The 20,850-nt window shown below is 68.8% G+C and carries 20 protein-coding genes; 10 read left to right on the plus strand and 10 right to left on the minus strand.

What is annotated here, in order from left to right; genetic code table 11:
- A complete protein-coding gene (locus tag AC4D12_RS04180) occupies window positions 1–624 on the minus strand; it encodes a PH domain-containing protein (RefSeq protein WP_490948638.1) in 624 nt (207 codons plus the stop codon).
- An 89-nt stretch (window positions 625–713) separates the two neighbouring features.
- On the opposite strand from AC4D12_RS04180, the gene AC4D12_RS04185 reads away from it, so the two are divergent.
- The 4 genes from AC4D12_RS04185 to AC4D12_RS04200 all read left to right on the plus strand — a co-directional run bounded on the left by AC4D12_RS04185 (window position 714) and on the right by AC4D12_RS04200 (window position 7,486).
- Window positions 714–2,543: an ABC transporter ATP-binding protein gene (locus tag AC4D12_RS04185; protein ID WP_490948639.1), complete on the plus strand. Its 1,830-nt coding sequence runs from the start codon at window positions 714–716 to the stop codon at window positions 2,541–2,543.
- Window positions 2,544–2,947: 404 nt separating this feature from the next.
- Window positions 2,948–4,726 (plus strand): BCCT family transporter, encoded by a 1,779-nt coding sequence (locus tag AC4D12_RS04190; RefSeq protein WP_490948640.1) that lies wholly within the window; start codon window positions 2,948–2,950, stop codon window positions 4,724–4,726.
- Window positions 4,727–4,932: 206 nt separating this feature from the next.
- A complete protein-coding gene (gene typA / locus AC4D12_RS04195; RefSeq protein ID WP_490948641.1) occupies window positions 4,933–6,849 on the plus strand; it encodes a translational GTPase TypA in 1,917 nt (638 codons plus the stop codon).
- A 22-nt stretch (window positions 6,850–6,871) separates the two neighbouring features.
- Window positions 6,872–7,486, plus strand: a complete 615-nt coding sequence (locus AC4D12_RS04200; RefSeq protein WP_490948642.1) for a hypothetical protein — start codon at window positions 6,872–6,874, stop codon at window positions 7,484–7,486.
- Window positions 7,487–7,576: 90 nt separating this feature from the next.
- Here AC4D12_RS04200 and AC4D12_RS04205 read toward each other — a convergent pair whose 3' ends face one another.
- Together AC4D12_RS04205 and AC4D12_RS04210 are read right to left on the minus strand one after the other, a co-directional pair.
- Window positions 7,577–8,071, minus strand: coding sequence for an ArsR/SmtB family transcription factor (locus tag AC4D12_RS04205; RefSeq protein ID WP_490948643.1), 495 nt, complete (start codon window positions 8,069–8,071; stop codon window positions 7,577–7,579).
- 70 nt (window positions 8,072–8,141) lie between these two features.
- The gene (locus AC4D12_RS04210; protein WP_490948644.1) at window positions 8,142–8,369 is read right to left on the minus strand and encodes a putative acetyltransferase; all 228 of its coding nucleotides are present in this window, start codon (window positions 8,367–8,369) and stop codon (window positions 8,142–8,144) included.
- Between the two features lie 190 nt (window positions 8,370–8,559).
- On the opposite strand from AC4D12_RS04210, the gene fdxA reads away from it, so the two are divergent.
- The 3 genes from fdxA (at window position 8,560) to AC4D12_RS04225 (ending at window position 11,533) form a co-directional block, all read left to right on the plus strand.
- The gene (fdxA, locus tag AC4D12_RS04215) at window positions 8,560–8,907 is read left to right on the plus strand and encodes a ferredoxin (RefSeq protein WP_490948645.1); all 348 of its coding nucleotides are present in this window, start codon (window positions 8,560–8,562) and stop codon (window positions 8,905–8,907) included.
- Window positions 8,908–10,056: a succinyldiaminopimelate transaminase gene (gene dapC / locus AC4D12_RS04220; protein ID WP_490948646.1), complete on the plus strand. Its 1,149-nt coding sequence runs from the start codon at window positions 8,908–8,910 to the stop codon at window positions 10,054–10,056.
- Window positions 10,057–10,249: 193 nt separating this feature from the next.
- Complete coding sequence (locus tag AC4D12_RS04225; RefSeq protein ID WP_490948647.1) at window positions 10,250–11,533, plus strand: citrate synthase; 1,284 nt, start codon at window positions 10,250–10,252, stop codon at window positions 11,531–11,533.
- A gap of 114 nt (window positions 11,534–11,647) precedes the next feature.
- Here AC4D12_RS04225 and galE read toward each other — a convergent pair whose 3' ends face one another.
- A complete protein-coding gene (galE, locus tag AC4D12_RS04230) occupies window positions 11,648–12,664 on the minus strand; it encodes a UDP-glucose 4-epimerase GalE (protein ID WP_490948648.1) in 1,017 nt (338 codons plus the stop codon).
- A 111-nt stretch (window positions 12,665–12,775) separates the two neighbouring features.
- Between galE and AC4D12_RS04235 the strand changes: the two genes are divergently transcribed.
- Window positions 12,776–13,390, plus strand: a complete 615-nt coding sequence (locus tag AC4D12_RS04235) for a hypothetical protein (RefSeq protein WP_490948649.1) — start codon at window positions 12,776–12,778, stop codon at window positions 13,388–13,390.
- Between the two features lie 97 nt (window positions 13,391–13,487).
- Here AC4D12_RS04235 and AC4D12_RS04240 read toward each other — a convergent pair whose 3' ends face one another.
- Window positions 13,488–14,303: a hypothetical protein gene (locus AC4D12_RS04240; protein ID WP_490948650.1), complete on the minus strand. Its 816-nt coding sequence runs from the start codon at window positions 14,301–14,303 to the stop codon at window positions 13,488–13,490.
- A gap of 60 nt (window positions 14,304–14,363) precedes the next feature.
- Entirely contained in the window at window positions 14,364–15,341 is a 978-nt protein-coding gene (gene dapD, locus AC4D12_RS04245; protein WP_490948651.1) for a 2,3,4,5-tetrahydropyridine-2,6-dicarboxylate N-succinyltransferase, read from the minus strand.
- A 33-nt stretch (window positions 15,342–15,374) separates the two neighbouring features.
- On the opposite strand from dapD, the gene dapE reads away from it, so the two are divergent.
- Window positions 15,375–16,466 (plus strand): succinyl-diaminopimelate desuccinylase, encoded by a 1,092-nt coding sequence (gene dapE / locus AC4D12_RS04250; protein ID WP_490948652.1) that lies wholly within the window; start codon window positions 15,375–15,377, stop codon window positions 16,464–16,466.
- Window positions 16,467–16,568: 102 nt separating this feature from the next.
- Here the strand turns inward: dapE and AC4D12_RS04255 are convergent, their stop codons facing one another.
- The 4 genes from AC4D12_RS04255 to AC4D12_RS04270 all read right to left on the minus strand — a co-directional run bounded on the left by AC4D12_RS04255 (window position 16,569) and on the right by AC4D12_RS04270 (window position 19,918).
- Entirely contained in the window at window positions 16,569–17,438 is an 870-nt protein-coding gene (locus AC4D12_RS04255; RefSeq protein WP_490948653.1) for an amino acid ABC transporter permease, read from the minus strand.
- Window positions 17,435–18,112, minus strand: coding sequence for an amino acid ABC transporter permease (locus AC4D12_RS04260; protein WP_490948654.1), 678 nt, complete (start codon window positions 18,110–18,112; stop codon window positions 17,435–17,437). Before AC4D12_RS04260 ends, AC4D12_RS04255 begins: the two co-directional genes overlap by 4 nt.
- Window positions 18,113–18,194: 82 nt before the next feature.
- Window positions 18,195–19,037 (minus strand): glutamate ABC transporter substrate-binding protein, encoded by an 843-nt coding sequence (locus AC4D12_RS04265; protein WP_490948655.1) that lies wholly within the window; start codon window positions 19,035–19,037, stop codon window positions 18,195–18,197.
- Between the two features lie 104 nt (window positions 19,038–19,141).
- Window positions 19,142–19,918, minus strand: coding sequence for an amino acid ABC transporter ATP-binding protein (locus AC4D12_RS04270; protein ID WP_490948656.1), 777 nt, complete (start codon window positions 19,916–19,918; stop codon window positions 19,142–19,144).
- 115 nt (window positions 19,919–20,033) lie between these two features.
- On the opposite strand from AC4D12_RS04270, the gene AC4D12_RS04275 reads away from it, so the two are divergent.
- A complete protein-coding gene (locus AC4D12_RS04275) occupies window positions 20,034–20,819 on the plus strand; it encodes an LOG family protein (RefSeq protein ID WP_490948657.1) in 786 nt (261 codons plus the stop codon).
- Window positions 20,820–20,850: the final 31 nt, after the last annotated feature.

A 20,850-nucleotide genomic window follows, 5' to 3' on the forward strand; every position in this document is an offset into this window, starting at 1 on the left:
CTAGGAGCCGAGCCCCAAGGTCACGGCACCGGCGCCGACCAGCGCGACGGCGACGGCGAGCTGCGCCCAGTTGACGGAGTGCCGCACGCTCGCGGCGTCGTCGACGTCGATCCTGCCGGCGTCGACCATCTCCTCCCAGCGGGCGCGCACCAGGTAGGCGGCGTACCCGGAGTCGGAGTTCTTGAGGTCGCCGGGCCGGATGGAACCGCCGGGTCCGTAACTCGTGGACGGCAGATGCGTCACATGTTCGGCCTTGCCGGAATGGGTTCCCCAGACGCCGGGCGCCGGAGCGGCCCAGGCCGTGTAGGAGCCCGACGGCGTGACCAGCTTCAGCGCGTACTTCGTGTCGACGTCGATGAGACGCGACCACGGCACGGTGACGGTCACCAGCGGGTTGCGGATCGTCACGGCTTCCGTGGCGATCACGACCACGGGGTACCAGAACAGCCACCAGCCCACGTAGGCGACGCCGATCAGCGGCCAGCCCGACGCCAGACCGACCGGACCCTCGGTCGCGATGATCGACGCGAGGCCGGCGGCCGTGACCAGCACCGCGAGGCCCGTGAACCACGGAGCGGTTCTCGGTTTGAACACGGTGGACCCGGCCGCCTCGAAGCTCTTCATGCATCAATGGTCCCAGCACCACCGCTGCACCCGGCAATCCAGGAGACCCCGCGTACCCGCGGCGGCTCCGCCACGAAGGAGAACCTCTCATGAGCACTCAGGTCATCGGAACCACCGGGGACGACGGCGCGGGGCGGCCCGCCTCGCAGGGGCCGGTCCTCGAGGTCCGGAACCTCAGCGTCGACTTCGGGGTCGACAAGAAGTGGGTGCCCGCGGCGATCGACCTCAATTACGAGGTCAACGCGGGCGAGGTGCTCGCGATCGTGGGGGAGTCGGGCTCGGGCAAGAGCGCGAGCTCCATGTCGCTGCTCGGGCTGCTGCCCTCCAACAGCCGTGTCACGGGCGAGGTGCTCCTCAACGGCGCCTCCGTGCTCACGATGTCCCCCGCGAAGCTGCGGCAGATCAGGGGCAACGATGTCGCGGTGATCTTCCAGGAGCCGATGACCGCGCTGAACCCCGTGTACACCGTGGGCTTCCAGATCGTGGAGACACTGCGGCTGCACAACGAGATCTCGCCCGACGAGGCCAAACAGCGTGCCCTGCGGTTGCTGCAGATGGTGGAGCTCCCCGACCCCGACAAGGCGTTCCGGTCCTACCCGCACCAGCTCTCCGGCGGGCAGCGTCAGCGCGCAATGATCGCGCAGTCGCTCTCCTGCGACCCGAAGCTGCTGATCGCCGACGAACCGACCACGGCCCTCGACGTCACCGTGCAGGCCGAGATCCTCGACCTCATGCGGAACCTGCGCAACCAGCTCAACAGTGCGATCGTGCTGATCACCCACGACATGGGCGTGGTCGCGGACCTCGCAGATCGTATCGCGGTGATGCGCAAGGGCCGGATCGTGGAGACGGGCACAGCGGACGAGATCTTCAACAACCCGCAGCACGAGTACACGAAGGCACTGCTCGCTGCGGTACCGCACCTCGGTCAGGGCGCCGGGAACGACGACGTCGACATCACCGCCGCACTCGCGGCGGCCACCCACACCGAGCTGCAGACGGTGGACCACGACGAACTCGAACGCCGTGAGCGTGAGGTGCTCTCGCAGCTCCCGGACGAGGAGGTGCCGGCGAAGCCGACCGCAGCGCCGGTGCTCGAGCTCGTGGACGTCGCCATCGAGTATCCGAAGCAGGGCCGGGTCCCGGCCTTCCGCGCCGTCGAGGGCGCCAATCTCACGGTCTACCCCGGGCAGGTCATCGGGCTCGTGGGGGAGTCGGGATCCGGCAAGACGACGATCGGGCGTGCTGCGGTGGGCCTGTTGTCCGTCGCCGCCGGTTCCCTGAAGGTGGTCGGGACGGACATCTCGGGCCTCCGCCCCACCTCCAAGGAGCTCGTCGAGGTCAGGCGTCACGTGGGCATGGTGTTCCAGGACCCGTCGTCGTCCCTCAACCCGCGCCTGCCCATCGGCGAGAGCATCGGCGAGCCCATGTTCCTCGCCGGTGAGGCGAAGGGCGGCGAGCTGCAGAAGCGCATCGAGTCGCTGCTCGACCAGGTGGAGCTTCCTCGCGCCTACCGCAACAGGTACCCGCACGAACTCTCGGGCGGTCAGAAGCAGCGCGTCGGGATCGCCCGCGCCCTGTCGCTGAAGCCGAAGCTCATGGTGGCGGACGAGCCGACGTCGGCCCTGGACGTGTCGGTGCAGGCGAAGGTGCTGGAGCTGTTCCAGAACCTGCAGCGCGAGCTCGGGTTCGCCTGTCTCTTCGTCACGCACGACCTCGCGGTGGTCGACGTGCTGGCCGACTACATCTGCGTGATGCAGCGTGGACGGATCGTGGAGCAGGGCACGAGGGACCAGATCCTCAGGAGTCCGCAGGACCCGTACACGCAGCGACTCCTGGCCGCCGTTCCGCTGCCCGACCCGGTGAAGCAGCGCGAGCGCCGCGAACTCCGGGCCAGGTTGATGGCGACGAGCGACTGACGGTCGGGGCGGGGACGGGGTCCAGCCGGACGATCTCCACGGCGATCCCGGGAGTCATCCGGGTGCCGCCACATCTCTGGACCGGATCGAGCACCACACGAGCGGCCTCCGATGACGGAGGCCGCTCGTTCCGCGTCCGGCACCACCCGAGATAACAATTGCCCCACGATGCGGCTGCGAGGTGCGGCACCCGTGCCACCCCTTCGGATCCCCGTGATGACGCCCCGTGGGTGCCCGGGTGTCCCTGCGCAAGGTGCTTGCTTCTCACACTTGTCCGCTTCCGGGCCACCTTTTCCAGGCCCTTGACATGAAAGCGCTCTGTAGGCTTAGTACCCAGCATCGTGTCCGGAGTGCGGGCCGGCACGCTCATCGCGCCCGCCACGCATCAACGAAGGAGAACACCCGTGAGTATCAAGAACAGGGAAGAGGCTGCCGACAGTCCGCCCTCTCCTGCTGATTCGACCACCCGCACGAAGCCAGAACGCGGAGCGCGTCTGGCGCTCCCGGTCTTCATCCCGGCGTCCGCGCTCATCGTCCTCTTCGTGGCTTACGCGCTGATAGCACCGGATTCCGCGTCCGGTCTGTTCGCCGGGATCCAGGAGAACGTCATCGGTGCGTTCGGCTGGTATTACGTAGCGCTGGTCGCGTTCTTCGTCGTGTTCTCCCTCTGGGTCGGGTTCAGCCGCTACGGTGACATCCGCCTCGGGAAGGACGACGACAAACCGGAGTTCTCCACGATGTCCTGGTTCGCGCTGCTCTTCGCAGCGGGCATGGGGATCGGCCTGGTGTTCTGGGGCGTCGCCGAGCCGCTCAACCACTTCGCCAGTCCTCGCCCCGGGGCAACGGGCACCGAGGTCCAGCTGGGGCAGCAGGCCATCACGCAGACCTTCCTCCACTGGGGGCTGCACGCGTGGAGCATCTACGTGGTGGTCGGGTTGTCGATCGCCTACGCCGTTCATCGCAGGGGCCGCCCCATCTCCATCCGATGGACCCTCGAACCGCTCCTCGGTGACCGGGTCAAGGGTGGGTGGGGTCACGCCATCGACGTCGTCGCGCTCGTCGGAACCCTGTTCGGCGTCGCAACGTCGCTCGGTCTCGGTGTACTGCAGATCTCGTCCGGACTCGACAGCGCAGGAATCCTCGCTGCGACCGAGGCCACCCAGGTGGGCCTGATCATGTGCATCACGGCGCTGACCATCGTGTCGGTCATCTCCGGGGTCGGCAAGGGCATGAAGTGGCTCTCGAACATCAACCTCGTGCTGGCCGGCGTCCTGCTGCTCGTGGTCCTGTTCGCAGGCCCCACCCTCTTCCTCCTGCGTGAGTTCGTGCAGTCGATCGGCAACTACCTCCAGAACGTCGTCGGCCTCACCTTCAACACCCTTGCGTTCTCCGGTGCCGAGGGCGAGGCCTGGCAGGCTGCATGGACCACCTTCTACTGGGGTTGGTGGATGTCCTGGGCCCCGTTCGTCGGCATCTTCATCGCCCGGATCTCCAAGGGCCGCACTGTCCGGGAATTCGTCGCCGGCGTGCTGCTGGTCCCCACGACGCTCGGCTTCCTCTGGTTCTCCGTCCTCGGCGGATCGGCCATCTACCGGGAGATCTTCGGCCAGGGCGGCCTGATCGCCGAGGACGGGTCGGTGGACACCGAGAACGCGCTGTTCGGCCTCCTCAGTGAACTGCCGGGCGGCCCCGCCCTGCTCATCGGAGCGATCCTCCTCATCGCCATCTTCTTCATCACCTCCGCGGACTCCGGTGCCCTGGTGATGAGCATGATCTCCACGGGCGGGGACCCCAATCCGCGGAACTGGATCAGGGTCTTCTGGGCCGGTCTCGCCGCGCTCGTCGCGATCGCCCTGCTGCTGGTGGGCGATACGGGTCTGAGCTCCATCCAGACGGCCGCGATCCTGACCGCCTTGCCGTTCAGCGTCGTCATGCTCCTCATGTGCATCGCCACGGCCAAGGCCTTCCACGGTGAGCACCGTGCCTGGCAGGCAGCGCAGCGGCTTGCCGCAGCGGCCGCGATGGCGGACCGCGTCAGCGACCAGGTGAGTGAGTCCATGTCCGATCAGGTGGAACGCCAGGTACAGGAGCACCTCGCCGACTACTCGACCGACCAGGGGGCGGCGCAGGGTACGCCTGCGTCCCCGGTGCGTGGTATCCGCCGGCCGGGACATATCGACTGACCGCGCCGTAGGGCTCGCCAGGCGAGAAGCGACTGCAACGGCGGTTTCCCTCCGGGGGCCGCCGTTGCGGTTCGTTCAGGACGCCCTGAGTGCCCGTAGACAGGCGCATTAGGTCGGTTTTTCCGCAGCCCCTAGAATGGGGACAGGGCGAGCGCTGTAGCCGCCACCATACTCCCTGCAGTAGTTATCGAATTGAGTACTCACGCATGTCCGAAACCACAGGCAACACCGCTGTTCGCAGCGACCTCCGCAACGTAGCCATCGTGGCGCACGTTGACCACGGAAAGACGACCCTGGTCGACGCCATGCTGAAGCAGACCAATTCGTTCGCGTCCCACGGCGACGTCGCCGACCGCGTCATGGATTCGGGTGACCTCGAGCGCGAGAAGGGCATCACCATCCTCGCGAAGAACACCACGGTGTTCTACGACGGCCCGGCCGCCAAGGGCGAGACCATCACCATCAACGTCATCGACACCCCCGGCCACGCCGACTTCGGCGGCGAGGTGGAGCGCGGCCTGTCCATGGTGGACGGCGTCGTGCTCCTCGTCGACGCGTCCGAGGGCCCGCTGCCCCAGACGCGCTTCGTGCTCCGCAAGGCCCTGGCGGCGAAGCTCCCCGTGATCCTGCTGGTCAACAAGACCGACCGCCCGGACTCCCGCATCGAGGAGGTCGTCAGCGAGTCGATGGACCTGCTCCTCGGCCTCGCGTCCGACCTCGCCGACGAGGTCCCCGACCTCGACCTCGACCTGATCCTCAACGTGCCGGTGGTCTACGCCGCAGCACGCGTGGGCGCCGCCTCCATCGAGCAGCCCGAGAACGGCAGCGCGCCGTCGAACGACAACCTGGAGCCCCTGTTCCAGACGATCATCGACCACATCCCCGCGCCCCGCTACAACCCGAACGGCGTCCTGCAGGCACACGTCACCAACCTCGACGCCTCGCCGTTCCTCGGCCGCCTCGCCCTCCTCCGGATCTTCAACGGCACGCTCCGCAAGGGCCAGACCGTTGCCTGGGCCCGCCAGAACGGCGAGCTGAAGACCGTCAAGATCACCGAACTGCTCGCCACGAAGGCGCTCGACCGCGTGCCCACCGAGTCCGCGGGCCCGGGTGAGATCGTCGCCGTCGCCGGTATCGAGGGCATCACCATCGGTGAGACCCTGACCGACGTCGACAACCCGCAGCCGCTGCCGCTGATCACGGTCGACGACCCGGCGATCTCCGTCACCATCGGTATCAACACCTCGCCGCTGGCCGGCAAGGTTAAGGGCGCCAAGGTCACGGCCCGCCAGGTCAAGGACCGCCTCGACAAGGAGCTCATCGGCAACGTCTCGCTCCGCGTGCTGCCCACCGCGCGTCCCGATGCGTGGGAGGTCCAGGGACGTGGCGAGCTCGCGCTGGCCATCCTCGTGGAGCAGATGCGACGCGAGGGCTTCGAGCTCACGGTCGGCAAGCCGCAGGTCGTCACCCGGACCGTCGACGGCAAGATCCACGAGCCGATGGAGCACATGACCATCGACGTCCCCGAGGAGTACCTGGGCGGCGTCACGCAGCTCATGGCAGCCCGCAAGGGTCGCATGACCAACATGGCGAACCACGGTACGGGCTGGGTCCGCATGGAGTTCATCGTGCCCGCCCGCGGCCTGATCGGCTTCCGCACCCGCTTCCTGACAGACACGCGCGGCGCCGGTATCGCCGCGTCCATCTCCGAGGGCTACGAGCCGTGGGCCGGTGACATCGAGTACCGCACCAACGGTTCGATGATCGCCGACCGCTCCGGCGTCGTGACCCCGTTCGCGATGATCAACCTGCAGGAGCGCGGCTCGTTCTTCGTGCAGCCCACCTCCGAGGTGTACGAGGGCATGATCGTCGGCGAGAACTCGCGCGCCGATGACATGGACGTCAACATCACGAAGGAGAAGAAGCTCACCAACATGCGTGCGGCTTCCTCGGACACCTTCGAGAACCTGACCCCGCCGCGCAACCTCACGCTCGAGGAATCCCTCGAATTCGCCCGCGAGGACGAGTGCGTGGAGGTCACTCCGGAGACCATCCGCATCCGGAAGGTCATCCTCGACGCCAACGAGCGCATGCGCGCCTCGCGTTCACGCGCCCGCGCCTGATCCGCTTAGCCCCAGCACCCCGATGACAGACGACGACGCCGGTGCCTCCCCAGCAGGGGAGGGCCGGCGTTCGTCGTTCCCGGGGGACGCAGGCACACCGCTCACGGCGGCCTCCGAAGCATCCGGAACGGCGGACGCCGGGACACCGCTGACGGCGGCCGCCGAGGGGCATCGCACGGGAGCGGGGGTACCCGGTGCTGTCGATATCGGTCGCACCGGACCGCCAGCAGCGGACGGAGTGGTACCCGGACGCCGCACGGCGATCCTCGGCAGCCTCGCGGCAGGCGTGGCGGGAGGCGTGTTCGGGACGCTCCTCCACGGTCAGCTGCTGTCCGTCGGCGGGTCACAGCTGCAGGTAGGAGCCGTCGCGGCACTGATCCTGGCCGGAAGCCTCTTCCTGTACTGCGGGTTGTGGGCGAAGAACGTGATCATGACGGCCTTCGCGGGTGGTGTCGCCTACGGCGTCGTCGCGCTGCTGTCGTCGGCGTCGTCGAAGACGCTCATCCTCACCGGGTCCTCCGAGGCCGCACCCGCGGTGGCCGTCGCGGGCAACGTCTGGCTGTTCGGGGTGCTCGTGGTGACGCTCGTGGCCGTCGCCCTCGGCGCCGTCGTGCTGCGTCGGTCATCCCGTCGGTAGGGGTGTCGGCGGCCGGACAGCAGGTGCAACGAAGGCGCAGGCACCCTCGGCGCGGCCCGTATCGCGCTCTGGGCAGCGTGTGTCAGTGGGTCAGTCGGCCGTGCGGTCGAGGTGGTGCGCGAGCATGATCGAGGTGGCCGTGCCGTCCTCGTCGGGCCCGCGGCGCACGTAGTCCTCGAAGACCTCGCGCACGCGCCCCATGAGCTCCGCGCGGTGCTCGTCGTTGAGTTTCACACCGAGCCGCCACACGTCGATCTCCGAGGGCTGCAATCCCTCGATCTCCTGCAGGAAGGTCTCCACGAGGACGGGGGCCGAGTTCGGCATGCGGCTGCGCCAGCTGAGGCCGGTGGCGCGGTACGGGATCTCCTTCGCGCCGCGGTTCCCGGTGCGCGGCTGCTCCGCCGCGAGGAACCCGGTGGAGAGCAGGGTCCTCACGTGGTGCAGGGCGGTCGCAGGATTGAGGTCCAGCGTCTCGGCGATCTCCTTGTTGGTCCGCGGCCTGTGCAGGCAGAGGCGGAGGATGCGGAGGCGGACGGGGGAGCTGAGCGCCCGTCCGCGAGCCTGGAGGTCCTCGTCCATGTCCATGCGTCGATTGTACGGGGGGCGAGCTCTTCGATTGACGCTCCCAATCACTGCAGGGCGTCCCGCGGGACGGTCAGCGTCGTGGTGCGCGGCGTTCCGGCGCGGGCGGTACGGGCTTCGCGGACGCGACGTCGGCGAGGAGCACGACGTCGTCCCCCCGCCGCGTGCGGACGGTGCAGGACGACGAGTCCCGGGCCACGAGGTCCCCGAGGGAGTCCGTCCATCCTCCGTCGATGCGACGCCGTACCACCACCCGCGTCCCGAGGGGGAGCGAGGTGAGGAGTTCGATGGCTGACGGCATGCTCCCAGCCTAGGGGCCCCGACCTCCGCCCTCGTGGCCTCCGGACCGTGCCCGGGGCGGCACCGGTCAGGACGCCGGGTAGCCGTCTGCGAGCCCACCGGTGGTCCTGACGCGTCGGAGGGTTGGGTTAAGCTGGTCGGAGTACCGACGGTGCGCCAGCCGACCCCAGTCACAAGGAAAGGCGTGGGAAGTGACCTACGTAATCGCGCAGCCCTGCGTGGATGTCAAGGACAAGGCCTGCATCGAGGAGTGCCCTGTCGACTGCATCTACGAGGGCGAGCGGTCGCTCTACATCCAGCCCGACGAGTGCGTGGACTGCGGCGCGTGTGAACCGGTCTGCCCGGTCGAGGCGATCTACTACGAGGACGACACCCCCGAGCAGTGGGCGGAGTACTACAAGGCGAACGTCGAGTTCTTCGACGTCCCCGCGCCCTCCGGATCAGCCCTCGGCTCGCCCGGCGGCGCCGCGAAGGTCGGTAACGCCGGCTTCGACCACCCGATCATCGCGGCCCTGCCGCCCCAGAACCAGCCCGCGTAGGTGACGGTCGGCGCGCCCTTCGGGCTGCACCTGCCCGACTACCCGTGGGATGCGATGGTCCCGTACCGGGAGATCGCCGCCCGGCACCGCGACGGGATCGTGGATCTCTCGATCGGCACACCTGTTGATCCGACGCCCGAGCTCCTGCAGCAGGCGCTCGCCGGTGCCGCCGACGCTCACGGATACCCCACCACCCACGGCACCCTCGCGCTGCGCGAGGCGATCGCAGCCTGGTTCGAGCGCCGCAGGTCGGTCCCCGGCGTCGATCCGAAGGACGTCCTGCCGACCGTCGGCTCGAAGGAACTCGTGGCCTGGCTCCCGCTCCTGCTCGGGCTGCGGCAGGGCGACGTCGTCGTCCGCCCCACCGTCGCGTACCCCACCTACGACGTCGGTGCGCACCTCGCCGGAGCCACTCCGGTTGCAGCCGACTCCCTCGCGGATCTCACGGACGAGATCCGCGCGCGTGTGCGCCTGGTCTGGATCAACTCACCGGGTAATCCGACCGGTGACGTCCTCGGGGTCGACGCCCTCAAGGCCATCGTGGACGACGCCCGGGCGCTCGGGGCCGTCGTCGCCTCCGACGAGTGCTACGGAGAGCTCGGCTGGGGCGCCTGGGACCCCGCCGAGGGCGGCGAGGCCGTACCGAGCGTGCTCGATCCCCGCGTGACGGGCGGCTCGCACGAGCTGCTCCTGGCCGTGTACTCGCTCAGCAAGCAGTCGAACCTCGCCGGCTACCGGGCCGCCTTCACGGCGGGGGACCCCGCGATTATCGCCAACCTCGTGAACTCGCGGAAGCACGCCGGGATGATCGTGCCCTACCCCGTGCAGGAGGCCATGCGCGTGGCGCTCGGGGACGACGCGCACGTGGCGGGCCAGAAGGACGTCTACCGCCGTCGCCGCGCGCAGTTGATCCCCGCGCTCGAGGGCGCCGGGTTCACCCTGCACGGGTCAGCCGCGGGTCTGTACCTCTGGGCATCGGACGGCAGGCCCACGTGGGACACCATCGCATGGCTCGCCGGGCTCGGGATCCTCGCGGGTCCTGGCACCTTCTACGGTGATGCCGGCAACGGCTTCGTGCGCGTGGCCCTGACCGGCTCCGACGAGAGGATCGAGGCCGCCGTCGCCCGCCTCGCCTCAGCCGAGCGCTGATCCGCGCCCGCACCCGCGCAGCCATCCGAGGCGCAGCCGTAGACCGATCAGCCCGGTCTTCGGGTGCCGGGAATTAGTGATCAGGACCCTGTGACGGTAGCGTTTGGACCGAACCGTGCTGTCCGGAGTGACGCGTGTCCTCCTGCGAAGATGATCGGGGCCCCGCCCCGCTCCCGCTCCTGAAGGAGAGTCAATGACCGAGCAGAATGCTGCGTCCCTGCACTACGCCGGTGGCGAGCTGAGCCTGCCGCTGGTGCCCGCCGTCGAGGGCAACAACGGCTACGACGTCTCGAAACTGCTGAAGCAGACGGGTCAGGTCACCTTCGACCCCGGCTTCATGAACACCGCCGCGACGACGTCGGCCATCACCTACATCGACGGCGACGCGGGGATCCTGCGGTACCGCGGCTACCCGATCGAGGAGCTGGCGAAGAACTCGAGCTTCCTCGAGGTCTCCTACCTGCTCATCTACGGGAACCTGCCCACACCCGAGCAGCTCACCGGGTTCGACGGGCGGATCCGTCGCCACACGCTCCTGCACGAGGAGCTCAAGGGCTTCTTCGGAGGCTTCCCGCGGGACGCCCACCCCATGCCCGTGCTGTCCTCGGCGGTCTCGGCGCTGTCCACGTTCTACCAGGACTCCCTGGACCCGTTCGACGACGAGCAGGTGGAGCTCTCGACGTTCCGCCTCATGGCCAAGCTGCCCGTCATCGCGGCGTATGCGCACAAGAAGTCCATCGGCCAGCCGATGCTCTACCCGGACAACTCCATGAACCTCGTGGAGAACTTCCTGCGGCTCTCCTTCGGTCTGCCGGCCGAGCCCTACGACCTCGACCCGATGATGGTCAAGGCCCTCGACCTGCTGCTCATCCTGCACGCCGACCACGAGCAGAACTGCTCCACCTCGACCGTGCGGCTCGTGGGCAGCTCCAACGCGAACATGTTCGCCTCCGTCTCGGCGGGGATCAACGCCCTGTTCGGTCCGCTGCACGGCGGTGCCAACGAGGCCGTGCTGAACATGCTGCGCGACATCCAGGCCAAGGGCATGCAGCCCGAGGACTTCATGGAGAAGGTCAAGAACAAGGAAGACGGCGTGAAGCTCATGGGCTTCGGGCACCGTGTCTACAAGAACTACGATCCCCGCGCGAAGATCGTCAAGGCCACGGCCCACGACATCCTGAGCAAGCTCGGCGGCAACGACGAACTGCTCGACATCGCGATGCGGCTCGAGGAGAAGGCCCTCGCGGACGACTACTTCATCGAGCGGAAGCTCTACCCGAACGTCGACTTCTACACGGGCCTCATCTACAAGGCCATGGGCTTCCCGGAGAAGATGTTCACCGTGCTGTTCGCCATCGGGCGCCTCCCGGGCTGGATCGCCCAGTGGCGCGAGATGATGCAGGACCCCCAGACGAAGATCGGGCGCCCTCGCCAGCTGTACACGGGTGAGGGCGAGCGCCACTACCCGGCCAACTGACCCGGTCCACCCGAGGACGACGGCGGCCGCCCACCTGCAGGTGGGCGGCCGCCGTCGTTCGTGGGGGCGAAGGGTCCACCAGAACCGTCACGCAGCGTTGGTGTGCCCTCGTGCTCAGGCCGTCGCGTAGCCCTGCGGGTTGTTCTTCTGCCAGCGCCAGTGGTCCTCGCACATCTCCGCGAGGGTGCGCGTGGCGGACCACCCGAGGTCGGCGAGGGCCGACGACGGGTCGGCGTAGCTGACGGCGGCGTCACCGGGGCGGCGCGGCGCGAACTCGTACGGGATGCCTCGTCCCACGGCCGCGGAGAACGCGGTGAGCACCTCGAGGACCGAGGAGCCGTTCCCGGTCCCGAGGTTCCAGGTGTGCACCCCGCCGTGGGCCACGAGGTAGTCGAGCGCTGCGAGGTGCCCGGCGGCGAGGTCCACCACGTGGATGTAGTCGCGGACGCCCGTGCCGTCCGGCGTCGGGTAGTCGTTGCCGAACACCAGCACCTTCTCCCGCCGTCCCACGGCCACCTGGGCCACGAACGGCAGGAGGTTGTTCGGGATGCCGGTCGGGTCCTCGCCGATGGTGCCCGAGGCATGGGCGCCCACCGGGTTGAAGTACCGCAGCAGGGCGATGGTCCAGCGCCCGTCCGCAGCGCCGAGGTCGGACAGGATGTCCTCGATCTGCTCCTTCGTGCGCCCGTAGGGGTTCACGGCGTCGAGGGGCAGCTTCTCCGTCAGCGGCACCTCCTCGGAGGCCCCGTACACCGTGGCCGAGGAGCTGAACACGAGCGTGCGCACGCCGGCGTCGTCCATCACGCGCAGCAGGTTCAGGGTGCCGCCCACGTTGTTGTGGTAGTAGTACAGCGGCTTCGCGACGGACTCGCCCACGGCCTTCAGCCCCGCGAAGTGGATCACGGCGTCCACGGACTCCGCCGCGAAGATCTCGCGCAGCCTCGCCTCGTCGAGGAGGTCCGCCTGGTGGAAGGTGGGAGCCCGCCCCGCGAGGGTGGCGACGCGCTGCAGCGCGGTCTCCGTGGAGTTCAGCAGGTTGTCGACGACGACGACGTCGTGCCCGTGTTCGAGCAGGGTCAGGACCGTGTGGGAACCGATGTAGCCGCTGCCACCGGTGACGAGGATCTTCATGGTCCCATCCTAGGACTGAGGAGCACCAGGCTCTGGAGGGCGGGGGCATGCCGGGTTTACCCTGTACTCAGTTCGGCCGGTGCCGTCCGTCCGTCCGGCCCGAGGGGAGCCATGACGTACTCCGATCCCACGTCCACCGAGCACTTCGTCGTGGACACGTCCGCAGTGCTCCTCGAGGCGCTGTACCTGCGGGACTGCGCGGGTCTGCGCGGCGTCGGACGCCCGGCCCTGCCGCCCGTGGTCCCGACGGTCCGGCCCGTCGACACGCGGCGTATCGCGGAGCGGGTGGGCGGCCGGGCCGCCCTCCGCGTCGAGTGGGAGGCGTGGTGGCACAACCTCCTGCGGCACCGCGTGAGCGACGCCGTGCTCCCGCTGCCGCCCCTGTTCGAGGCGCTCGACGGCATGGAGGCCCTGAAGACCCTGCTGCGCGCCCATGTCGGGGCAGCCACGGCGTGGGCGGAGGAGCGGTGCGCGGAGTACGCGCTCCATGTGGGCGCCCGCGGGGCGGGCAGCGTCGAGTACCTGCTCGACCGCATGGTCCAGGAACGCGAGCTGGAACTCGGGCGGAGTGCGCGGCACTTCACGCTCGAGGTCGTGGAGCTGCCGCTCGGAGTCCGGCGTGCCTGGTGGGTGGAACCCCACACGCTGCTCATGTGCCAGGAGCTGTTCGACGACGAACACTCGTTCCGCAGCTACGTGCAACCGATCATCCGCATGCTGGCCTGAGAGCCGGTGACGTCAGTGAGGCCGGCTGGCGCCCGATGACGCCCGGTGACGCCCGGTGACGGCAGGATGCCCACCGCACCCGGGACGTCGCGCGCGGTCACGGCGTCAGGCCCGCCACGTCGATGGTCAGGATGCCGGGGTCCGTGGTCGCCGCCGACCAGCCGCCGTCCTCCCGGACCCACTGCAGCCCGGAGTAGGAGACGGAGGTGACGTGCTGCGTGCCGGCGTTCGCGACGGCCCACTGCGCGGCGGCCCATCCCGCGGTCCCCTCGAGCCTGACGGTCAGGCGGTCGCCGTCGGCGGCGGTGTCCAGCGGACCGAAGACCTCCTCGGCCGCCGCCGAGACAGAGAGCGCGTCCCCGGTACCCGTCGGCTCCCGGAGGGTGCAGTCGAGGGCCGCCGGTGAGTTCCCGGTGAGTGCGGAGGCGAAGGCCCTGCCCTCGGGCTCGTGGTCCGCGTACGCCTCCGGGTAGGCGGAGCGCTGCACGGTCTGTGCCGCTTCGGTGATCGGCAGGGTCTCGTACCCCGGTACCTTGACGAGCGCGTCGTAGAAGGCGCCGGTCGCGTAGATCGGCATCATGACCTGCTCCTCCGTACCCCAGCCCTGCGAGGGGCGCTGCTGGAACAGGCCGCGTGAGTCGGGCCCGGCGTCGTCACCGTAGTCGATGTTCTCGAGCCGGGACTCCTGGATGGCCGTCGCGATGGCGATGGAGGCGGCACGCGCGGGCAGCCCGCGGTTCACCGCGACGCCCGCGATCAGGGCCGCGTTGGAGGCCTGGATGGGGGAGAGCTCGTGCGTCTCCGCGCCGACGGTGGCACTGCAGCGCTCCCGCACCAGGATCTCGCTCTCGTCGAGCTGGCGCACAGCGAGGGCCGTACCACCGATGACGACGGCGGTGAGGGACGCGAGCATGACGACAGTCCTCGTGCGTCGTCTCCGACGGGCCGGCGAGCTGCTCCTGGAGGCCATGCGTCAGTTGGCGTGCAGGGCCGGGTTCAGGGCGATGCCCTCGCCCGTTCGCGGCCTCGCCTCGACCGCCCCCGTGACGGAATTGCGGAGGTAGAGGATGCCGGACTCGCCCGAGAGCGTCTTCGCCTTCACGGTGGAGCCGTCCTGCAGCGTCACCTTGGTACCCGCCGTCAGGTAGAGGCCCGCCTCGACCACGCAGTCGTCGCCGAGGGAGATACCGACGCCCGCCTCGGCGCCCAGCAGGCACCGCTGACCGAGGGTGATGCGCTCCGTGCCACCGCCCGAGAGCGTACCCATGATGGAGGCGCCACCGCCGATGTCGGAACCGTCACCGACCACCACTCCTGCCGAGATGCGGCCCTCCACCATCGAGTGGCCGAGGGTGCCGGCGTTGAAGTTGACGAAGCCCTCGTGCATCACGGTGGTTCCCGCCGCGAGGTGCGCTCCCAGCCGGACGCGGTCGGCATCGGCGATGCGCACGCCGGCCGGGACCACGTAGTCGACCATGCGGGGGAACTTGTCGACGCCGTAGACCGTCACCGGTCCGTGCGCCAGGAGGGCCGCGCGGACGGTCTCGAAGTCGTCCACTCGCGCAGGCCCGTGGTTCGTCCACACGACGTTGGAGAGGAGGCCGAAGATGCCGTCGAGGTTGATGCTGTTCGGCTGCACGAGGCGGTGGGAGAGCAGGTGCAGCCGCAGGTAGGCGTCCTCGATGCCGGTCGGGGCCTGGTCGAGATCGATCGACACGTCGACGACGCGCCGTGTCACCTTCCGGGCGTTGTCGACCCCGGCGGCTGCGAGCGCCTCGAGCGTGTCGCGGAGGGCATCGGCGCCGTCGTCATCCTGGTCACGGGAGCCGAGATGGGGCGACGGGAACCAGGTGTCGAGCACGACGCCGTCCGCGGTGACGGTCGCGAGGCCGAGACCTCCTGCGGTACGGGTGTCGCCGGGCGCGGGGGAGCTGGGCGCAGGAGAAGTCATGGGGTGCATTCTACCGAGCGTTAGTGTTGCAGCATGATCCGGACACCCTCCACGGACCTCGATCCGACGACCGACGTGGCGCTGCTCACCGCGCAGCTGCTCGACCTGCAGAGCGTCTCGGGGAACGAGGCGGCCATCGCGGACGCCGTCGAGCGCACCCTCCGCCGACAGGGTCACCTGGAGGTGGTGCGCGACGGCGACTGCGTGATGGCGCGGACGCGGCTCGGCCGTGCCGAGCGGGTGATCCTCGCCGGCCACCTCGACACCGTGCCCCTCCCCACCGCGCCGGGTTCCCGGGGAACCGTGCCGTCCGCCTGGGAGGGGGACGTGCTCTACGGCAGGGGAGCGACGGACATGAAGGGCGGCGTCGCGGTGCAGCTCGCACTGGCGGCCGCCCTGACGGAGCCCACGAGGGACATCACCTTCATCTTCTACGACCACGAGGAGGTCGAGGCCTCGCTCAGCGGGCTCGGGCGCGTGGCGGAGAGCCACCCGGAGTGGCTCCGCGCTGATTTCGCCGTGTTGCTCGAACCGACGGACGGCACGGTCGAAGGCGGATGCAACGGAACCGCGCGCTTCGACGTACGGGTCACGGGCAAGGCTGCGCACTCCGCACGGGCGTGGCGGGGGGACAACGCCATCCACGGTGCGGCGGAGATCCTCGTGCGCCTGCGTGACCACGAGCCGGCGACGGTGCACGTGGACGGCCTCGACTACCGGGAGAGCCTCAATGCCGTCCGGATCTCCGGCGGCACCGCGGGCAACGTGATCCCGGACAGCACCGTCATCGAGGTCAACTACCGCTTCGCGCCGGACAAGAGCCCCGCGCAGGCGGAGGAGTACGTGCGGGCGCTCCTCGACGGTTTCGCCGTCGAGCTGACCGATGTGGCCGCCGGTGCCCGACCCGGACTGAACCACCCGGCGGCGGCCGCCTTCGTCGCGGCCGTCGGTGCGGCGCCGAAACCCAAGTACGGCTGGACGGACGTCGCGCGGTTCAGCGCGCTCGGCGTCCCGGCCGTCAACTTCGGCCCCGGGGATGCCCTCCTCGCGCACACGGACGACGAGCACGTCCACGCGGACGCCGTCCGTGCCTGCCTGGGCGCGCTGACCACCTGGTTGTCCTGACCGGTCCCGGCACCTGCTGAACCGCTCACAGGACGTGCTGACGAGGAAGGGCCCGGCACAGGTGCCGGGCCCTTCCTGGTACACGCCAGTGGAGTGAACCCGTCAGGTCGCCGAGGCGTCCATGGGTACCACGTTCTTCGCCGCCGTCTTGGTGGTGCCCCTGACCCTGAAGCTGAGCAGCCGGGAGAGCCGCGTGGCGAGGGTCGAGAGCGCGAAGTTGATGAGGATGAAGATCACCGCGGCCACCAGCAGCGCCTGCAGCAGGTTGCCCTCGCCGACGCCGAGCCGCCGGGCGCCCTGAAGGAGCTCGGAGTACCCGATGATGTAGCCGAGCGCGGAGTCCTTGAGGATCACGATGAACTGGCTGATGAGTGCCGGCAGCATCGCGATGAGCGCCTGCGGCACCTCGATGCTGCGCAGGGACTGCATCGGCGTCATGCCGATCGCCATGCCGGCCTCGCGCTGGCCCTTCGGCAGTCCGTGCACACCGGACCGGATGAGTTCGGCGATCACCGATCCGTTGTAGAGGGTCAGGGCGACGACGACGGCGGTGAACGCCGGATCCGTGATGGCGTCGATCTGCCCGAACGCGAGCCAGAGGAAGATCATCATGAGCAGCACGGGGATGGCGCGGAGGAACTCCACGATGGTCCCGGCGACGAGCCGCAGCGGAGTGAAGTGCGCGAGGCGCGCCATGCCGAACACCAGCCCGAAGACCACGGACGCGACGACGGCGATGGCCGCGGCACGCAGGGTCCCCTCGATGAGGCCGGGGAGGATGAAGAACTCCCACGAACGCCCTTCGAGGAACGGGGACCACTTCTCCGGGGCCAGTTGACCCTTTCCCGCGAGGACGGTCAGCAGCCAGGCGAGGAGCCCCGCGATGAGCAGGACGCCGATGATGTTGCCGATGAGGATGGAACGCCTGGCCTTCGGGCCCGGGGCGTCGAAGAGGACCTGCTGCGCGCTCATCGAGCCACCGCCAGTTTTCTCGAGGCCCAGGTGGTGAGGAGGCCGACGGGTATGACGATGATGACGAAGCCGAGGGCGAACGTCAGGAAGATCGGGATCACGAGATCGCTGTCGAACTCGATCATCGTCTTCATGAGGCTGGACGACTCGGTTGCCACCGACCCGGCCGCAGCGACCGTCGAGTTCTTGATGAGAGCGATCAGGACGTTGCCGAGCGGTGCGATCGCGCCGCGGAAGGCCTGCGGGAGGATGACCAGCCGGGCCGCGGGGAGGAAGCTCAGGCCGATCGCGCGGGCTGCCTCGGCCTGGCCGAGCGGCACGGTGTTCACGCCGCTGCGGATCGCCTCGCACACGAAGGCCGCGTGGTAGACGGACAGGCCGAGGACGGCCAGCCGGAAGAAGTTGAGGTCGAAGTCCTCGGACAGCACCACCTGGAGCTGACCGAACATCCCGAGCACACCGAAGGCGATGATGATGGTCAGCGGTGTGTTCCTGAAGATGTTGACGTAGGACGCGCCGACGAACTGCAGGCTGGCGATGGGGGAGATGCGGAACAGCGCGAGGACCGTTCCGAGGACGAGCGACCAGATCGCAGCCCAGAACGTGAGCTGGATGTTGACCCAGAACGCGGCCGGGACGTCGTACGTCTCGAACAGGGACAGGTAGTTCTCCACGGATCACCTCCTTTCGGGGAGTGTCGTTGCATGGCATCGGTGGGGCCGCCCGTCAGGGCGACCCCACCGATGAGTCAGGTGATCAGGCGCAGGCTTCGGGCGTCGGGGGGTTCAGCTCGGCGTTGAACGTGTAGTCGGCACCCTCGGTGTTGCGGGTGATGGCTTCCTCCCAGGCGCCTTCCTCGATCATCTTGGTGATCGCCTCGTTGATGGCCTCGCAGTCGGTGTTGTCCTGGGGAAGGCCCACTCCGTAGTTCTCCTCGGAGAACGGCGCCCCGACCACACGGAACTGTCCGGCGTTGGACTCCTGCGCGGCGAGGCCGGCCAGGATGATGTCGTCGGTCGTGGCGGCGTCGATGCTGCCACTCGCCATCAGCGTCACGCACTCCGCGTAGCTCGGCTGCTCCACCAGGTTCACGCCGGCGTACTGGTCCTTGATCTTCTGCGCGGACGTGGAGCCGGTGACGGAGCAGAGGTTCTTGCCCTCGAGGTCGTCGGGCCCGTTGATGGAGTCGTCGTCCGCGCGCACCAGGAGGTCCTGGCCGGCCACGAAGTACGGTCCGGCGAACGCCACGGTCTCCTTGCGGGTGTCCGTGATGGAGTAGGTCGCGAAGATCATGTCCACCTGGTCGTTGGTGAGGAGGTTCTCGCGGTTCGCCGAGGGTGCCTCGACCCATTCGATCTGGTCCTCGCCGTACCCGAGCTCGTTCGCGACGTACTTCGCCACGTCGACGTCGAAGCCCGAGTAGGAGCCTCCCTCGTCGAAGCCGAGACCGGGCTGGTCGAACTTGATACCGATGCGGATCTGCTCGCCGCCGGCCTCGCCGCTCGCTTCGCCCTCAGGAGCGTCTCCGCCGCCACAGGCGGACAGCGTGAGTGCGGCCACGGCGGCCACCGCGGCTGCTGCGTATCGGGTTCTCTGCATTGGATCTCCTAGTGTTGCGGCCCCGGGAGGCTCTGTGACGTACGAGGTGTGGATGGACGATAAAAGGCTGCGACGGCCGGTGTGCCCGGCCTGGTCGGGAGCTGTCAGTGGGAGAGGATCTTGCCGAGGAAGTCCTTGGCGCGATCGCTCTGCGGGTTGGTGAAGAACTCCTCCGGAGTCGCCTCCTCCATGATCTGCCCGTCGGCCATGAAGATCACGCGGTCGGCGGCACGGCGGGCGAAGCCCATCTCGTGCGTCACGACGATCATGGTCATGCCCTCCTTGGCGAGCGACACCATGGCGTCGAGGACCTCGTTGATCATCTCGGGATCCAGGGCGGAGGTCGGCTCGTCGAAGAGCATGACCTTGGGCTGCATCGCGAGGGCCCGCGCGATCGCGACCCGCTGCTGCTGGCCGCCGGAGAGCTGAGCCGGGAGCTTCTGCGCCTGGTTGTCCACCCCGACGCGCTTGAGCAGCGACATCGCGAGATCCTTCGCCTCCCCGGCCTTCATCCCCTTGACCTTCGTGGGGCCGAGGGTCACGTTCTCGAGGATCGACTTGTGGGCGAACAGGTTGAAGGACTGGAACACCATGCCGACGTCGGCCCGGAGCTTGGCCAGAGCCTTGCCCTCGGCGGGCAGCACCTTGCCGTCGATGGTGATCTCGCCGTCGTCGATCGTCTCCAGGCGGTTGATGGCCCTGCACAGCGTCGACTTGCCCGAGCCGGACGGCCCGATGACCACGACCACCTCACCGCGCGCAACCTTGAGGTTGATGTCGCGGAGGACGTGGAGGTCGCCGAAGTGCTTGTTGACGTTCGTGAGGGAGACGAGCGGGCTTACCGAGGACGCGGGGGTTGCCGGTCGTGTGTCACGTGTCATGGGAGAAATGTAGCGAACTATTCCCCCTCGGCAATGCACGAGGGCGTCCCGGCGGCGATTGTAATTCAAGAGAAACCTCCCGTTCATGGCGTCCGGAGCCCGATAACCTGAGCAGATGTGCCCTTCCCAGACGCCCCCGGCCCCCGACTCCCCGCCGCCCGCGCAGAAGCCCACGCGGCGCAAGGGTTCGGTCGAGCTGCGACGCGGTCAGGCCTCGGGCCCGCAGTCGGACAACATGCTGCTCGACGCGGACGACTCCGGCGGGTTCACGAGGACCGACCCCTGGCGTGTGCTGCGTATCCAGAGCGAGTTCGTCGAGGGCTTCGGTACCCTCGCGGACCTCGGACCGGCGATCAGTGTCTTCGGCTCGGCCCGCACACCTCGGGACTCGCCCTTCTACGCCGTGGGCGAGGAGGTGGGCCGGCTGCTGGTCGGCGCGGGGTACGCGGTCATCACGGGCGGTGGCCCGGGTGCCATGGAAGCGGCCAACAAGGGAGCCTGCGAGGCGGGCGGCACATCAGTGGGCCTGGGGATCGAGCTCCCCTTCGAGCAGGGCATGAACGAGTGGGTGGACCTCGGGATCAACTTCCGCTACTTCTTCGCCCGCAAGACCATGTTCGTGAAATACGCGAGCGGATTCGTGGTGCTCCCCGGCGGCTTCGGGACACTCGACGAGCTCTTCGAGGCGATGACGCTCGTCCAGACCCGCAAGGTCACGTCCTTCCCGATCGTGCTCGTCGGGGTCGCCTACTGGCGCCCCCTCATCGACTGGATCGAGGGGACGCTCCTCGCCGAGGGCACCATCGCGGAGAAGGACCTCGCCCTGCTGCAGCTCGTCGACACGGCGGAGGAGGCCGTGCGCATCGTCGCGGCGGAGGCCGGGCGGGCACCCGGCTTCTGAGGCACCGCGGTCCTGATCACGACGCGCTCTC

This window comes from Arthrobacter sp. TJ-266 (genome assembly GCF_058269115.1).

Excerpts from the sequence above, each read along its gene's own strand:
- AC4D12_RS04240 (WP_490948650.1), bottom strand. The coding sequence starts at position 14,303 with ATGCTCGCGTCCCTCACCGCCGTCGTCATCGGTGGTACGGCCCTCGCT.
- AC4D12_RS04275 (WP_490948657.1), top strand. The coding sequence starts at position 20,034 with ATGTGCCCTTCCCAGACGCCCCCGGCCCCCGACTCCCCGCCGCCCGCG.
- typA (WP_490948641.1), top strand. The coding sequence starts at position 4,933 with ATGTCCGAAACCACAGGCAACACCGCTGTTCGCAGCGACCTCCGCAAC.
- galE (WP_490948648.1), bottom strand. The coding sequence starts at position 12,664 with ATGAAGATCCTCGTCACCGGTGGCAGCGGCTACATCGGTTCCCACACG.
- AC4D12_RS04255 (WP_490948653.1), bottom strand. The coding sequence starts at position 17,438 with ATGAGCGCGCAGCAGGTCCTCTTCGACGCCCCGGGCCCGAAGGCCAGG.
- AC4D12_RS04205 (WP_490948643.1), bottom strand. The coding sequence starts at position 8,071 with ATGGACATGGACGAGGACCTCCAGGCTCGCGGACGGGCGCTCAGCTCC.
- AC4D12_RS04210 (WP_490948644.1), bottom strand. The coding sequence starts at position 8,369 with ATGCCGTCAGCCATCGAACTCCTCACCTCGCTCCCCCTCGGGACGCGG.
- AC4D12_RS04270 (WP_490948656.1), bottom strand. The coding sequence starts at position 19,918 with ATGACACGTGACACACGACCGGCAACCCCCGCGTCCTCGGTAAGCCCG.
- dapD (WP_490948651.1), bottom strand. The coding sequence starts at position 15,341 with ATGACTTCTCCTGCGCCCAGCTCCCCCGCGCCCGGCGACACCCGTACC.
- AC4D12_RS04200 (WP_490948642.1), top strand. The coding sequence starts at position 6,872 with ATGACAGACGACGACGCCGGTGCCTCCCCAGCAGGGGAGGGCCGGCGT.
- AC4D12_RS04265 (WP_490948655.1), bottom strand. The coding sequence starts at position 19,037 with ATGCAGAGAACCCGATACGCAGCAGCCGCGGTGGCCGCCGTGGCCGCA.
- AC4D12_RS04225 (WP_490948647.1), top strand. The coding sequence starts at position 10,250 with ATGACCGAGCAGAATGCTGCGTCCCTGCACTACGCCGGTGGCGAGCTG.
- AC4D12_RS04235 (WP_490948649.1), top strand. The coding sequence starts at position 12,776 with ATGACGTACTCCGATCCCACGTCCACCGAGCACTTCGTCGTGGACACG.
- AC4D12_RS04180 (WP_490948638.1), bottom strand. The coding sequence starts at position 624 with ATGAAGAGCTTCGAGGCGGCCGGGTCCACCGTGTTCAAACCGAGAACC.
- AC4D12_RS04185 (WP_490948639.1), top strand. The coding sequence starts at position 714 with ATGAGCACTCAGGTCATCGGAACCACCGGGGACGACGGCGCGGGGCGG.
- dapE (WP_490948652.1), top strand. The coding sequence starts at position 15,375 with ATGATCCGGACACCCTCCACGGACCTCGATCCGACGACCGACGTGGCG.